A 14,784-nucleotide genomic window follows, 5' to 3' on the forward strand; every position below is an offset into this window, starting at 1 on the left:
AAATGGTGAGTTTGTCGGCTTTATTAATTTTCCTTAATACCGCCGCTTTAAAACAAATAAGCCGTGCATAGAGCACGGCTTATTCACATTACGATGACGCTTTTTGATGAGTATGTGCAGCTGCAACAAACCCTTCAAATAGCGGGTGACCATCACGTGGTGTTGACGTGAATTCCGGGTGGAATTGCGCGGCAATAAACCAAGGGTGATCTTTATTCTCAATGATTTCTACAAGCTTTTTATCTTCTGATAAACCAGTAAAGCTTAAACCAGCTTGTTCAAGCTGCTCAACAAAGTTGTTGTTTACTTCGTAACGGTGACGATGACGTTCAACAATTTCATCGCTACCATACACTTCATGTACTTTAGAGCCAGGTGTTAAGTGACATTTTTGTGCACCTAAGCGCATTGTGCCGCCTAAATCTGATGCTTCATCACGTATTTCTATCTTACCATCGGCGTCTAACCACTCAGTGATCAGGCCAACTACTGGCGCTGAAGATTTAGTATTAAACTCTGTTGAGTTAGCATCTTCTAAACCTGCAACATTACGTGCGTACTCAATAAGTGCTACTTGCATACCTAAGCAAATACCAAGGTAAGGAACTTTATTTTCGCGAGCGTATTTAGCCGCTAGAATCTTACCTTCAACACCACGACCACCAAAACCACCTGGAACCAAAATAGCATCTAGGTGAGAAAGTAACTCAGTGCCTTTGCTTTCAAGATCTTGTGAGTCAACATATTCAATGTTAACCGTTAAGCGATTTTTAAGGCCTGCATGTTTAAGTGCTTCGTTTACTGATTTATAAGCATCTGGTAATTCAATGTATTTACCTACCATACCAATAGTCACTTCACCCGTCGGGTTAGACTCTTGATACAGCACTTGTTCCCACTCAACTAAGTCAGCCTCTGGCGCTTCTAGGTGGAAACGACGGCATACAAAGTGATCAAGCTCTTGAGACTTTAATAGCGCTGGAATTTTATAAATGCTGTCAACGTCTGGTAACGAAATAACGGCTTTCTCTTCAACGTTAGTGAAAAGTGCAATTTTAGCGCGCTCGTTATTTGGTAGCTTACGATCAGAACGACAAATAAGGATATCTGGTTGAATACCAATCGAACGTAACTCTTTAACTGAGTGTTGTGTTGGTTTAGTTTTCACTTCACCTGCAGGGCCTAAGAATGGCACTAGCGTTAAGTGAATAAACAATGCGCGCTCACGGCCAATTTCGGTGCCAAGCTGACGAATTGCTTCTAAGAACGGTTGTGATTCAATATCACCCACCGTACCACCAATTTCAACGATGGCAACATCATGGCCTTCAGCACCATCATATACACGTTGCTTAATATCGTTGGTAATATGTGGGATTACCTGAATAGTTGCACCAAGGTACTCACCACGACGTTCACGACGTAGTACATCTTCATATACACGGCCTTGTGTGAAGTTGTTACGGCTTGTCATTTTGGTACGAATGAAACGCTCATAGTGACCTAAATCAAGGTCGGTTTCTGCACCGTCTTCGGTGACAAATACTTCACCGTGTTGAATTGGGCTCATTGTGCCTGGGTCAACGTTGATGTAAGGATCCAGCTTTAAAATGGTAACATTTAGACCACGGGCCTCTAAAATAGCTGCCAACGATGCTGCTGCAATACCTTTACCCAACGAAGAAACAACCCCGCCGGTAACGAAGATAAATTTTGTACTCATGCGAACCCTAGAATATCAGGAATTAAAAGGAATATAATACCCAAACAAGTGATTTTGGAATATGTTCAAGACGGGGCGAAATTATAGCAAAAGGCTCACTATCAATCCAGCAGAAATTAGCAATTGAGCGCACAAAAAACAACCGTGTTAATTTGCAATATTACGGTTGCTTTTTAATTTCATCCCACGCAGCGTCCATTTCTTCAAGGGTTGCCGTATCGAGCGATTGTCCGTGTGCATGTAAATACGCCTGAACTTTTTCAAACCGCGCCGAAAACTTATCATTGGCATTGCGAAGTAATTGTTCTGGATCTCGCTTTATATGACGAGCCACATTAACAGTAGCAAATAACAAATCGCCAATTTCTTCTGCGCTGTGTGCTGAGTATGGATCTACTGCTAGGGCTTCTTTAACTTCATCAACTTCTTCAGCCACTTTTTCTAGTGCGCCATGGTAACTTGGCCAATCAAAACCCAGCCCAGCCACACGCTGCTGAATTTTTTTGGCTTTACTAAGCCCAGGTAGGTTTGCTGGTATGTCTTGCCATAAAGCAGGAGGGTTACCCGAGTTCTTAGTGGCGCGCTCTTGGGCTTTTATCGCTTGCCATTGCTGTGCCACCTGTTGCTCGGATAACTTGCTATTGCTGGCAAAAACATGAGGATGGCGCCTCACTAATTTATCATTTAATGCGCTAATTACATCTTCAAAATCAAAGAGTTTTTGCTCCGCGGCCAGCTGGGCATAAAAAATCACCTGAAACAGTAAATCACCCAGCTCAGTTTTAAGCTCAGTAAAATCACCACGTTCAATACAATCAGCCACCTCATAAGCCTCTTCGAGTGTGTGCGGCACGATGGATTTAAAGTCTTGCTTTAAATCCCACGGACAACCGTTTTGCGGATCGCGAAGTTTAGCCATAATGGCTAATAACTCAGGTAATGCACTGGCCGACTTACTCATACAACCCTCTACTGACCTCGTTTAGCTTGGTGAACACCTTCAATTTGATCCAGCTTTGATAACAAACGATTAGTGCCTGATAAATCATGCACTTCAACTTGCATTGTAAATTTAGCAAGCTGCCTGTCTTCAAGTGTTTCCATATTCATGTTCAATACATTCACTTTTTCATTCGCAAGTACTGAGCTAATATCACGTATAAGTCCAGCCCTGTCACTGGCTTCTATTTTAATGCTTAGCGCATATGAACCATTTATTTCATCAGACCAACTAACGGCAATGACACGTTCTGGGTGATTATTTTTTAAATTATTAAATGAGTCACAATCATTACGGTGAACAGCGATCCCCCGCCCTTGAGTGATATAACCAATAATCTGCTCACCCGGTACTGGGCGACAACACTTAGCAACGTGACTCATTAAACTGCCTACGCCATCAACCACTATGCCGTTTTTATCCCCGCTCATTTTGGTTGGGTTTTTAAAACGAATAACCGGTTCATCATCAGTACGGTCAGTTATAAAGTTAAGCAACTGGTTTAAACGTACATCCCCCGCACCAATAGCAACGAGTAAGTCATCAAGCTCTTTAAAGTTATACCGTGCAATGGCAGGTTCAAGCTCTTTATATGTCAGCTCAAGTTTTTGCAGTTCATTATCTAAAATCTCTTTACCAGCGCTTAAGTTTTTATCGCGATCAAGTTGTTTAAACCAATGATGAATTTTCGCTCGCGCTCGTGATGATTTAATATAACCAAGAGATGGGTTTAACCAATCACGGCTCGGATTAGGTTGCTTTTGAGTAAGAATTTCAACCTGATCCCCCGTGCTCAATTGGTGGGTAAACGGCACTATTTTACCAAACACCTTTGCGCCAATGCAGCGATGCCCAACATTTGAATGAATGTAATAGGCAAAATCAAGAGGCGTTGCGCCCAGTGGTAGGTCAAAAATATCGCCACGTGGGGTAAATACATACACGCGGTCTTCGACCACTTGGTTTTTAAGTTCGTCAGCTAAATCACTGCCATCAACCACTTCTTCTTGCCACTGAAGTAACTTACGCAACCAGCTGATCTTTTGTTCATACCCTGAGCCACGCCCAGGTAATGCGCCTTCTTTGTACATCCAGTGCGCCGCAACGCCCAGCTCGGCATCTTGGTGCATGGCGTGAGTACGAATTTGAATTTCAACGGTTTTCCCTTCAGGGCCAAACACCACAGTATGAATAGATTGATAGCCATTTTGTTTTGGTGTTGCCACGTAATCATCAAATTCTTTATTAAGATGACGCCAATTGGTATGCACAATACCTAGTGCACCGTAGCAGTCCTGCAATTCATCAACCACAATACGCATCGCACGAATATCAAAAAGTTGATCAAATTCGTAGTTCTTTTGCGCCATTTTTTTGTAAATGCTGTAGATATGCTTTGGTCGACCATATACCTCGGCTTGAATACCCACTTGTTCAAGCTTGGTTTTTACTTGCTCAACCATATCTGCCATATACGCTTCACGACCAAGGCGTTTATCGTCTAATTGTTTGGCAATACTTTTATATAAATCAGGGTGAAGGTAACGAAAAGAAAGATCTTCTAGCTCCCACTTTAATTGCCCAATACCTAAGCGGTTTGCAAGTGGCGCAAAAATATCGGCTGTTTCTTTAGCGGCAATAACACGCTCTTCTTCGCTGGCATTTTTTAATTCGCGTAAATGGCACACTTGCTCTGCAAGCTTGATAACCACAGCTCTCACATCTTCAACCATGGCTAATAACATGCGACGAATATTATCCACTTGCACAGTGCCATTACCTTGATGAGCTAATGTACTAATGGTAGCCATTTGCGCTACACCGGTTAGTAATGTTGCAACATGCTCGCCCATCACCTCAGTCACGGTATCAATAGAGACTAAATCAGCTAAAAAATAAGGCGTAATATAAGCAGTTGCCAAAGTATCGGCATCCAGATTCATCTCCACCAAAATTTCAACCATCTCCATAGCCATAATTTGGTGCTGTTGATCAGGTAATGCGGCACATAAACTATTTGCTTGAATTAATAGCTCACGTTTTTCTTGTGCGACTGCTAACAAATCTAGTCGGGTGCTAAAATCTACCGGCTTTTCTTGCTGGTGTGACTGTCTCGTAGCTACCATGTTGCGCTCTACCTCCGTTGAAATAACGCCATTGTTTCAATATGCCCGGTATGTGGAAACATATTCATCAACCCTATTTTTTGCAGTGAAAATCCTGCTTGCGAAATAATTGCACTGTCACGGGCTAAAGTAACAGGATCGCAAGATACATATAAAATCGTCTTAAATTGCTTAAGCGGCAGTTGCTCTAAAATTGCTAATGCACCGGTACGAGAAGGGTCTAGCAACAAAACATCTAGCTCTTTACTAAACCACGGTGCCTGCTCAATTGTTTGAGTTAAATCAAAACAATGAAATTGCGCATTCGCTATTTGGTTAGTTTGCGCATTTTGCCGTGCCATTGCAACCGCTGATGACACACCTTCGACACCAATCACATTTTTTGCACATTTAGCCACCACTAAAGAGAAGTTACCGATACCACAGAACAGATCAAGCACCTGCTCGTCACCATTTAAATTAAGCCAGTCAACGGCTTGAGTTAGCATTGCTTGATTAACTTTGGCGTTAACTTGAATAAAGTTTTCTAATCCAAATTCAAACTTTAACTGTTGTGTTGGTAAGCGATAAAACGGCATTGGTAAATGGTCATGCTCAATAAGGTGACTTTCACCTTGGAAAATAACTTGCCATTGTTGTGCTAAACCAATTTCAATAATGGTTTGTTTGAGCGATTCACTGATTGTTTTGGTATGACGCAAGATAACAAAGTTTTGTTCATCTGCTTGGCATAACTGAATGTGACTTACACTGCGTAATTCGTGGTGGCTATTTAAAAGCGTATCAAACTGACTAAATACATCATCAAAAACCTGGCTTAACACGGGGCATTTGTTAATACTTACTATCTGTTTCGAGTTTTGCGCTCTGTATCCTACACGCATGCGTTTGGCCGCTTTATCATACATAACGGCTAACCGGGCGCTACGGCGATAATGGCTAGATTCACTCAGTAAAGGTTGTTGCCATGCCATATCGTCAAGTTTTGCAAACTTAGCAAACAATTGACTAACCGCTATTTGCTTTTCCACCAATTGCTGGTCTAACCGTAAATGTTGCAACTGACAGCCGCCGCATTGATGATAATGCTCACAAAATGGTTTTACTCTGGCATCACTGGCTTGCTCAACTTTTAATATTTTTGCTGTACAGTAGCGTGCTTTATCTTCGGTTAATTTAGCTTTAACTATTTCGTTGCTTAACGCCCCGCTGACAAAGCATACTTTATTTTTGTGTTTGGCTATTCCTCGCCCTTGGTGATCCATGCCTGTAACGGTCAGTGAAACGGCTTGCCCTGACAGGGTCTTTTTTTTAGCTTGAAAAAACTGTGCCATCGGGCAACACCTTAAATATTGATTTAACGGGCAAGATTGATTACTCGCTTATAAGTATATACTCTTAGATAACTAAAAATGATAACAACGTTTACTCTATGACTAAACTTGGTTTGCGCGACTCAGTTTTAACACTCACATTGATCCCTACAGTTTTAATCGGATTAATACTCGGCGGCTATTTTACAATAAATCGTTACTTTGAGCTTGATGAAATATTATATCAACAAGGTACGACTATTTCCGAACCTTTATCTATCGCAATTGAACAACCTTTGCTGGTTAATAATAAGCAGCAGCTAAATAGGTTGATTAGCCATGCCCACAACAAGCACTCTCCGGCAATTAAAACCATTGCTATTTTTGATGCCAATGCACAATTAGTATTGACCAGTAATTATCATCGCGATTTTGATGATTTAATGTTGAGCCAACACATAAACTCAGATAAATCGACTAAAGTGATTCAAAATAATGACTTTATTACGTTTTATACGCCTGTCATTAATCACTCAACACCTCAAGCGCATTGGAACGATGCTACATTTCAAGCTTCGATAGGTACTGTTGTTGTCCAGCTGAATAAAGATCAAGCCATTATAGGCCAGCAAAGAGCGCTGTTAGTTAGTGGTATCGTGATCATTTTTGCGTTGTTATTGGCTGTGATTCTTGCCATACGATTAAGTCGGATGTTTATGACCCCTCTTAATAAGTTAGTACTTGCAACCGACAAACTAACAGAGGGTAAAAGAGAAACTGGTTTAAACACACCAATGATGGGCGAATTTGAATTATTGCGTCAGGGTTTAAATACCATTTCAGATACCATGGTGATGCAAAAAGACGAAATGCAAAAGCATATCGACCAAGCTACCAGCGATTTACGCGAATCGTTAGAAATGTACGAGATGCAGAATATTCAGCTCAATATTGCCAAAACAGATGCTCAAGATGCAAACCGTGTGAAATCTGACTTTTTAGCAAAAATGAGTCACGAATTAAGAACCCCATTAAACGGTGTGATCGGCTTTACGCGTCAGTTGCATAAAACGCCGCTGAATAAACATCAAAAAGATTACCTTGATACCATAGAGCTTTCAGCTAATAGCTTGATGACAATCATTAGCGACATTTTAGATTTTTCTAAATTAGAAGCCGGTGCCATGGAGCTTGAGTCTATCCAATTTCAATTGCGTGATAACATCAATGAAGTGCTCACATTATTAGCTCCCAGCGCAGATGAAAAGCAGCTTGAGTTGTCGATTTACATTAACTCGCAAGTGCCAGATAACATTACCGGCGACCCAACTCGCTTTAAGCAAGTACTAATAAACCTGATCAGTAACGCTATCAAGTTCACTGAAAAAGGGGCCATAAAGATTGATGTTGGACATCGCTTACTTGATGAAGAGCGCACATCTATTTTAGTGTCTGTCACCGACACCGGTGTGGGTATTCCTATGGACAAGCAAGACGCGCTATTTACCCCGTTTGGCCAAGCTGATTCAAGTATAACCCGTAAGTTTGGTGGCACAGGTCTGGGTCTTATCATAACAAAACACATCGTTGAGGCGATGGGAGGCCGTATAACGCTAAACTCAGCCCCAGGCCACGGCACCTGCTTTACCTTTAATGGCGTATTTAACTTACCGAGCCATGGTTACAACAGCGATTTACCAAGTAAATCACTGGCCAATAAACGCATATTATATCTCGAGCCACACGAACACACTCATCAAGCCGTCGTGTCGTTATTAAATGAATGGCACACTCAAGTTACCGGCTGCTTTAATGAAGAAAGCTTTTTAGAAGAAGTGAAAAAAGACTTTAATTACGATATTTGTATTATCGGCCATGTTGCTTCAGTTGATGAAATGCAGCGGCTGAAAAGCTATATAAAAGCAGCACGTGAATCTACTGATTATCTCTACCTAATGCTTAATACTGTGTCACACAGCATGCGCGAAGCATACATTGGCAGTGGCGCTGATGCTTGTTTAAGCAAACCATTAAACCATCGTAAATTATGTGAAGTATTGGCCGCGCCCTATCGTCTTGATCACCCTGTGCATAATATTGAAGAATCTGACGAAAAACTCCTACCACTAAAAGTGTTAGTGGTTGATGATAATGATGCCAACTTAAAATTAATTTGTACTTTACTCGAAGAACAAATTGAAATGATTGATACCGCACATAATGGCTCACAAGCGTATAGTTTAAGTAAAAGCCATAAGTACGATATTATTTTTATGGATATTCAAATGCCAATTATGGATGGTATTACAGCGTGTAAGCTTATTCGCGAATCATCCTTAAACGAAGATACACCCATCATAGCCGTAACCGCGCATGCGTTAGCTGGCGAAAAAGAACAGTTAATAAAAGATGGCTTCAAAGGGTATTTAACCAAGCCTATTGACGAGGATATGCTTAAACAGATCATCAGTGATCACAGCCCAAAATCCCCGCTAAAGCGTGATAAGAGCCGTCAAGAGCAAGCGAACTATGAACCGCCTTTTAACAGCAGCTCTTTAGATTGGTCACTCGCGATGCAACGCGCTGGAGGCAAACATGAGTTGGCCCTTGAAATGCTGAATATGCTGCTATTAAGCGTACCTGAAACACTGCGTTTATTAGACGAAGCGATACAAAGCCAAGATTGCGAACACGTGCTGAGTATTATTCATAAGTTTCACGGCGCATGCTGTTACACGGGCGTTCCAAAGCTGAAAAAGCTAGCCGAAGCATTAGAAACCGCCTTAAAAGGTGACTGCGACTTAAGTTATATCGAGCCTGAATTGTTTGAATTACAAGATGAGCTTGAAAACTTAATGAAAGATGCTGGCATGGCTGAACAATAACGCTTAGGTTTACCTAACGGCACTCCCGAGTTAAAGGCTCAGCAGTTTTTAAGCTGCTGATATGCCAACTTACGCTGCCTTCATGGGCTTGAATAGCAACCCGTGCTATATCACTCACCATATAATCACCTGGGGCGTTTAAACGAGTGAGATTATCACTAAGTTGCTGCTGGCAATTAGGACCTGTATCACCATGCATCACCAAAACGGGTTTTGCTACCATTTTTGCAAACTGCGCGATAGCATCACGATAAACTTTAAAGCCATCACAGTTGCTGACGACCGTTGCACTGCATGCGCTCTGGCTGGTGCCATGGCTATAAATATCAGCCTGAAAACCAATAACATACCCTTTAGCTTCTGGATCTGCTGCCGCTAACCACGCCAAGTTGCGCTCATCTCGTTGCGCCGCGGCGTTGTTCGCTTGCGCTTTATCTGTTAGCAACACCTGCCTACGACCATTATGGGTACCAGGTATATGCAAGGTCATAAATTCCACACCGGCAAACTGCCAGCGGGCATTCTCACGCATTTCAGGCTGGGTTTTATAACCTGTCAATTGTTTTGCTCGTTGCTGATATTCAGTTGAATACATCAGGTTTTTTATAAAGGTGAGCCTTTCAAGTTCATCAAAACGAGGTTGAAGATTCTCACGATCGCAATCTGTCCATTCATTATCACCGGGTGTATAAATAAATGGCTGCTCTGTCAGCCCTGTTAGTAACTGTTTATTACGCTTCAGTAATTCATCTGCACAAGGTTGTGAACCGGCTTTTATATCGCCTAAGTGCATTAAAAATCCATGAGGGGTTTGCGTTATCTTTTTGGCGAGTATTCCACCGGCTGTTAAATTAGCGGTATCGATTGGGGTATAAGGCATATCAGCAATAACTAAAAACTCATTAACTGTGGCAGGAGATGATGTGGCTTCAACGCTTGATAGCGCCCCTACAGATAAAACCTGAATCATACTAAAAACAGCTAACATATTAACTCCTTATAAACCTAAGCTCTCTCTATTAAACCATCTCATAATGACAGATAAAAGAAACGGCTTTTTTTGCTCAGTCTTGTTAAAATAGCGCAACCGTTATTATTAACAGCCCTATTATGCAATTTACCACCAGCTACACGCTTGATAAGCCCTACTTCTACGAATGTTTCGATGAGTCACTGCCTTACAGTGCACAGGCCAAACCTAAATATGCTTTTTTAGTGCTCTTAATTAGCTTAGGCTTAATTTCGATTTATGCGCTAGAACAACACTACCTAGGTAACTTTATGATTATGGCAGCTGTTCTTGAATGCGTCGCCTTTTACTATCGCAGACCGTGGTGGGTAACAAGGCAAATGTTGAGCCGTGCTTCTGGTTCGCAAGCTACGCTGACAATCGATGAGCAAGGTTTTAGCAGTGAAAACCCACATAAAAGTTATCAAATAACATGGCAACAAATTGATGAGGTTATTTTTACTTCACGAGGCATTTTGCTGAAAAGCAAACAAGGTATGCAATACATATCAAACAGTGTATTGAGTGATGACGCTATAAACTACATAAAAAAAAGAGCCGCTAAATAGCGGCTCTTCTATATCAATTTAATTGATATGTTGATTAAGCATTGCCCGGATTAGGGTTAGACTTTTCAGCTTGAATACGCATGTAAATTTCTTCACGGTGTACTGAAACGTCTTTAGGTGCATTTACACCAATACGTACCTGATTTCCTTTAACACCTAGTACAGTGACTGTTACTTCGTCACCAATCATTAGGGTTTCACCTACTCGACGAGTTAGTATTAGCATTCTCTTGCTCCCATATTCCAATAAATTAAAAGATTCCGCGTTCGTATCTTAAAGAAAATAAACCTTAAAAGTAAGTAAAAACTCTATTTCTATTCATTTTCTGTTAAAAAAACTCTGTGTAATGCACGAACTGCTAGCTCTAAATATTTTTCATCGATCAAAACTGATATTTTTATCTCAGAGGTTGATACTAACAACACTTTAATATTTTCTTGAGCAAGTGCATCAAAAAATAAACTTGCCACACTAGAGTGGGACTTCATACCTACACCAACAGCTGAAACTTTTGCCACAGCATTACAACCAGAAACTTCGGTACTACTAATAATATGGTGGTTGTCATGCAATACTTCAAGCGCTTGTTCAAAATCATTGCTGTGTACAGTAAAAGCATAGTCTATTTTTTCAAAGTTATGATTAACTTGATTAATCATGTCTATTTCGATGCCATTATTTGCAAAAAGTTTCAATATAGCGGCTAAATATTGTGTTCCGTTTGGCACACTTTTGATCTCGATCAAGCTTTCATCACGATTAAAGGCTATTCCTGATACTACATTGTTTTTCATCTCGGTTTGCTCAAAACTAATCAAGGTACCTTGATCGGGGTTAAAACTAGATAAAACGCGAACGGGGATATTATATTTGCCGGCAGCTTCAACACAGCGAATATGTAACACTTTAGCTCCCAAACTGGCCATTTCGAGCATCTCTTCAAAAGTGACCTGACTCATACGTCGCGCTTTGGGTTCAATGCGCGGATCAGTGGTATACACCCCATCAACATCAGTATAAATTTGACACTCGTCAGCCCCAATAGCACCGGCAATTTCGACTGCTGATGTATCTGTGCCACCACGCCCTAGCGTGGTTATATTTCCCTCGATATCACGGCCCTGAAAGCCAGCAATTATCGCAATACGATTATGCTCAAGTTCATGCTTTAAACGTGTCGCAGCCACATCGGTAATACGGGCTTTACCAAACATATTATCAGTTTGAATATTAACTTGGTCAGCCAGTAAACTCACTGCAGAGTGCCCACGTTTAATAATCGCCATGGCAAGTAAAGCAACTGATACTTGCTCACCTGTGGTTAGAAGAACGTCGAGTTCACGGCTGCTCGGACGAGCATCGATTTGTTTAGCAAGATTAATAAGGCGGTTGGTCTCCCCTGACATTGCAGAGAGTACCACCACCACTTGATGTCCTTGTTGTTTGGTTTTCACAACAAGGTCGGCGACAGCTTCGATTCGCTCAATTGAGCCAACCGAAGTACCACCGAACTTTTGAACAATAAGCGCCACGTAAGCTTATACGCGCTCAGTCAACCATGATGTTACACTATCTAGCGCTGCACTTAGGTTCTGTGGCTGTGAACCACCAGCCTGTGCCATATCTGGACGACCACCACCTTTACCACCGACTTGCGATGCCATATGGTTTACCAGCTCACCGGCTTTTACTTTACCAGTTAAATCTTTGGTCACACCGGCAATAAGGCTTACTTTAGCGCCATCAGCAACACCTAAAGCAATAACACCTGAGCCAATCTTGTTTTTAAGGTCATCAACCATGCCACGTAGCGCTTTTGATTCTGTCCCTTCAACATTAGCAACCAATAATTTAACGCCATTGATTTCAACAACAGAGTCAAGTAACGATGCGCCAGCTGCACTCGCTAGTTTATCGTTAAGTTGTGCGATTTGCTTTTCAAGGCCTTTAGACTTTTCAAGTAATGCAGTCACTTTTTCAAGCACTGATGCACTATCACCTTTAACAAGCGCGGCCACATCATTTAAGTGCTGCTCTTGCTCATTCACATACGCAATGGCATCAGCACCGGTCACAGCTTCAATACGGCGAACACCCGCTGCAATACCACTCTCTGATACAATTTTGAATAGGCCAATATCACCAGCGCGGTTAACGTGTGTACCACCACAAAGCTCGATTGAATAATCGCCAATTGTTACTACGCGTACTTCGTCATCGTATTTTTCACCAAATAATGCCATTGCACCTTTTGCTTTAGCATCATCAATCGCCATAAGCTCAGTTTCAAGCGCAAAGTTGCGACGAATTTCGTCATTAACCACACGTTCTATTTCGCGAAGTTCATCTTTTGTTACGGCTTCAAAATGCGAGAAGTCAAAACGTAAACGCTCAGGGTCAACTAATGAACCTTTTTGCGATACATGCTCACCTAATAATTGGCGTAATGCTTCGTGCAAAATGTGCGTTGCTGTGTGATTCTTTTTAATACGCTCGCGACGGGCGTCATCGATGTTTGCTTCAACCTTGTCATTGACACCAATACGCCCCATCACAGTACCGTGATGAGCAAATGCGTTACCTAGTTTAGTAGTATTCGTTACTGTAAATTCACCACCAGCCACAGTCAATGTGCCGGTATCACCCACTTGGCCACCAGATTCTGCATAAAACGGTGTGCGATCTAGAACGACAATGCCTTGTTGGCCATCTTCAAGCACAGACACTGATTCACCTTGGGCAAACATTTCAATCACAGTGCCACTGTAATGAGTCGCATCGTACCCTTTAAAGTCAGTGTGTTTATCAGACTTTAATTGCTGATTGTAGTCGGCACCAAACTTACCTGCTTGCTGAGCCGTTTTACGCTGTACGTCCATGCACTCTTGGAAGCCTTTTTCGTCAATGGTCATAAAGCGTTCACGAGCCACATCAGCCGTTAAGTCAGCAGGGAAACCATAAGTATCGTAAAGTTTAAACACTAGCTCGCCGGGGATCACATCGCCAGTTAAATTAGTTAAGCTGTCTTCTAAAATAGCTAAACCACGCTCAAGCGTTTTGCCAAACTGTTCTTCTTCAATACGTAGCACTTTTTCGATAATTTCTTGCTGCTTAGCAAGCTCAGGATACGCTTGTCCCATTTGCTCAATTAACGCGGCAACCAATTTATAGAAAAATGCGCCTTGGGCACCTAACTTGTTACCGTGGCGAACAGCACGACGAATAATACGGCGTAGTACATAACCACGGCCTTCATTTGAAGGCATAACACCGTCTGAGATTAAAAATGCACATGAACGAATATGATCCGCAACTACGCGTAAAGACTTATCGTCCATATCTTTAGCATTGGTTACTTCAGCGGCGGCTTTAATTAAACCTTGGAATAAATCGATTTCGTAGTTTGAATGCACGCCTTGTAAAATAGCAGCAATTCGCTCAAGGCCCATGCCGGTATCAACAGACTGCTTTGGTAGTGGCTCCATAGTGCCGTCGCTTTGACGGTTATATTGCATAAATACCAAGTTCCAAATTTCGATAAAACGGTCACCATCTTCTTCTGGAGAGCCCGGAGGACCACCCCAAATTTCTTCGCCGTGATCATAAAATATTTCAGAGCATGGACCACATGGACCCGTGTCACCCATCGACCAAAAGTTATCAGATGTATCAATGCGAATGATGCGTTCGCTTGGTAAGCCAATGTCTTTCGACCAATAATCGAATGCTTCCTCATCAGTATGATAAATAGTAACCAGCAGCTTTTCTTGTGGAAGTTTTACAACCTCAGTTAAAAACTGCCACGCAAACTTAATCGCGTCTTGTTTAAAATAATCACCAAAACTGAAGTTACCTAACATTTCAAAAAATGTATGGTGGCGCGCGGTATAACCCACGTTTTCTAAATCGTTATGCTTACCACCGGCACGTACACAGCGTTGAGAGCTGGTTGCACGATTGTAAGGACGGCTTTCTGCGCCTAAAAATACATCTTTAAATTGCACCATACCGGCATTATTAAATAATAACGTCGCATCGTTGCCCGGAATAAGCGAACTTGATGGAACAATTTGGTGTTGTTTAGAGGCAAAAAAGTCTAAAAACTGTTGCCTGATCTGTGCGGTAGTCATGTGCTGCATTTGAAAGTCTCACCCATTT

Annotated in this window: 10 protein-coding genes; 2 read left to right on the forward strand and 8 right to left on the reverse strand. The window is 41.8% G+C overall.

Translation table 11 applies throughout. The features are described from left to right. Nucleotides 1-88: 88 nt before the first annotated feature. The 4 genes from NQT69_RS05160 to rlmD form a co-directional block, all read right to left on the reverse strand. Complete coding sequence (locus NQT69_RS05160) at nucleotides 89-1,723, reverse strand: CTP synthase (RefSeq protein ID WP_256826604.1); 1,635 nt, start codon at nucleotides 1,721-1,723, stop codon at nucleotides 89-91. A gap of 160 nt (nucleotides 1,724-1,883) precedes the next feature. Beyond that, complete coding sequence (gene mazG, locus NQT69_RS05165; RefSeq protein WP_256826605.1) at nucleotides 1,884-2,684, reverse strand: nucleoside triphosphate pyrophosphohydrolase; 801 nt, start codon at nucleotides 2,682-2,684, stop codon at nucleotides 1,884-1,886. 8 nt (nucleotides 2,685-2,692) lie between these two features. Then, nucleotides 2,693-4,849: a GTP diphosphokinase gene (relA, locus tag NQT69_RS05170; protein ID WP_256826606.1), complete on the reverse strand. Its 2,157-nt coding sequence runs from the start codon at nucleotides 4,847-4,849 to the stop codon at nucleotides 2,693-2,695. A gap of 8 nt (nucleotides 4,850-4,857) precedes the next feature. Beyond that, nucleotides 4,858-6,183 (reverse strand): 23S rRNA (uracil(1939)-C(5))-methyltransferase RlmD, encoded by a 1,326-nt coding sequence (gene rlmD, locus NQT69_RS05175; protein WP_256826607.1) that lies wholly within the window; start codon nucleotides 6,181-6,183, stop codon nucleotides 4,858-4,860. 98 nt (nucleotides 6,184-6,281) lie between these two features. On the opposite strand from rlmD, the gene barA reads away from it, so the two are divergent. Further along, nucleotides 6,282-9,047, forward strand: a complete 2,766-nt coding sequence (gene barA / locus NQT69_RS05180) for a two-component sensor histidine kinase BarA (RefSeq protein WP_256826608.1) — start codon at nucleotides 6,282-6,284, stop codon at nucleotides 9,045-9,047. Nucleotides 9,048-9,060: 13 nt separating this feature from the next. On the opposite strand, the gene NQT69_RS05185 is transcribed toward barA, so the two are convergent. Continuing rightward, nucleotides 9,061-10,035: a hypothetical protein gene (locus NQT69_RS05185; RefSeq protein ID WP_256826609.1), complete on the reverse strand. Its 975-nt coding sequence runs from the start codon at nucleotides 10,033-10,035 to the stop codon at nucleotides 9,061-9,063. Nucleotides 10,036-10,157: 122 nt separating this feature from the next. On the opposite strand from NQT69_RS05185, the gene NQT69_RS05190 reads away from it, so the two are divergent. After that, the gene (locus tag NQT69_RS05190; protein WP_256826610.1) at nucleotides 10,158-10,625 is read left to right on the forward strand and encodes a YcxB family protein; all 468 of its coding nucleotides are present in this window, start codon (nucleotides 10,158-10,160) and stop codon (nucleotides 10,623-10,625) included. A 34-nt stretch (nucleotides 10,626-10,659) separates the two neighbouring features. On the opposite strand, the gene csrA is transcribed toward NQT69_RS05190, so the two are convergent. From csrA to alaS, 3 genes are all read right to left on the reverse strand, one after another. Continuing rightward, nucleotides 10,660-10,851: a carbon storage regulator CsrA gene (gene csrA, locus NQT69_RS05195; protein WP_004587515.1), complete on the reverse strand. Its 192-nt coding sequence runs from the start codon at nucleotides 10,849-10,851 to the stop codon at nucleotides 10,660-10,662. A gap of 89 nt (nucleotides 10,852-10,940) precedes the next feature. After that, nucleotides 10,941-12,158: an aspartate kinase gene (locus NQT69_RS05200; RefSeq protein ID WP_256826611.1), complete on the reverse strand. Its 1,218-nt coding sequence runs from the start codon at nucleotides 12,156-12,158 to the stop codon at nucleotides 10,941-10,943. A 6-nt stretch (nucleotides 12,159-12,164) separates the two neighbouring features. Next, nucleotides 12,165-14,765, reverse strand: a complete 2,601-nt coding sequence (alaS, locus tag NQT69_RS05205; protein ID WP_256826612.1) for an alanine--tRNA ligase — start codon at nucleotides 14,763-14,765, stop codon at nucleotides 12,165-12,167. Nucleotides 14,766-14,784: the final 19 nt, after the last annotated feature.

Origin of the sequence: Pseudoalteromonas shioyasakiensis (genome assembly GCF_024518675.1) — a bacterium.
GTDB classification, from domain to species: domain Bacteria; phylum Pseudomonadota; class Gammaproteobacteria; order Enterobacterales; family Alteromonadaceae; genus Pseudoalteromonas; species Pseudoalteromonas shioyasakiensis_B.

Bases quoted from the DNA above. Each gene is read 5' to 3' on its own strand.
- rlmD (WP_256826607.1), bottom strand. From the start codon at position 6,183: ATGGCACAGTTTTTTCAAGCTAAAAAAAAGACCCTGTCAGGGCAAGCC.
- alaS (WP_256826612.1), bottom strand. From the start codon at position 14,765: ATGCAGCACATGACTACCGCACAGATCAGGCAACAGTTTTTAGACTTT.
- relA (WP_256826606.1), bottom strand. From the start codon at position 4,849: ATGGTAGCTACGAGACAGTCACACCAGCAAGAAAAGCCGGTAGATTTT.
- mazG (WP_256826605.1), bottom strand. From the start codon at position 2,684: ATGAGTAAGTCGGCCAGTGCATTACCTGAGTTATTAGCCATTATGGCT.
- NQT69_RS05190 (WP_256826610.1), top strand. From the start codon at position 10,158: ATGCAATTTACCACCAGCTACACGCTTGATAAGCCCTACTTCTACGAA.
- NQT69_RS05160 (WP_256826604.1), bottom strand. From the start codon at position 1,723: ATGAGTACAAAATTTATCTTCGTTACCGGCGGGGTTGTTTCTTCGTTG.
- csrA (WP_004587515.1), bottom strand. From the start codon at position 10,851: ATGCTAATACTAACTCGTCGAGTAGGTGAAACCCTAATGATTGGTGAC.
- barA (WP_256826608.1), top strand. From the start codon at position 6,282: ATGACTAAACTTGGTTTGCGCGACTCAGTTTTAACACTCACATTGATC.
- NQT69_RS05185 (WP_256826609.1), bottom strand. From the start codon at position 10,035: ATGTTAGCTGTTTTTAGTATGATTCAGGTTTTATCTGTAGGGGCGCTA.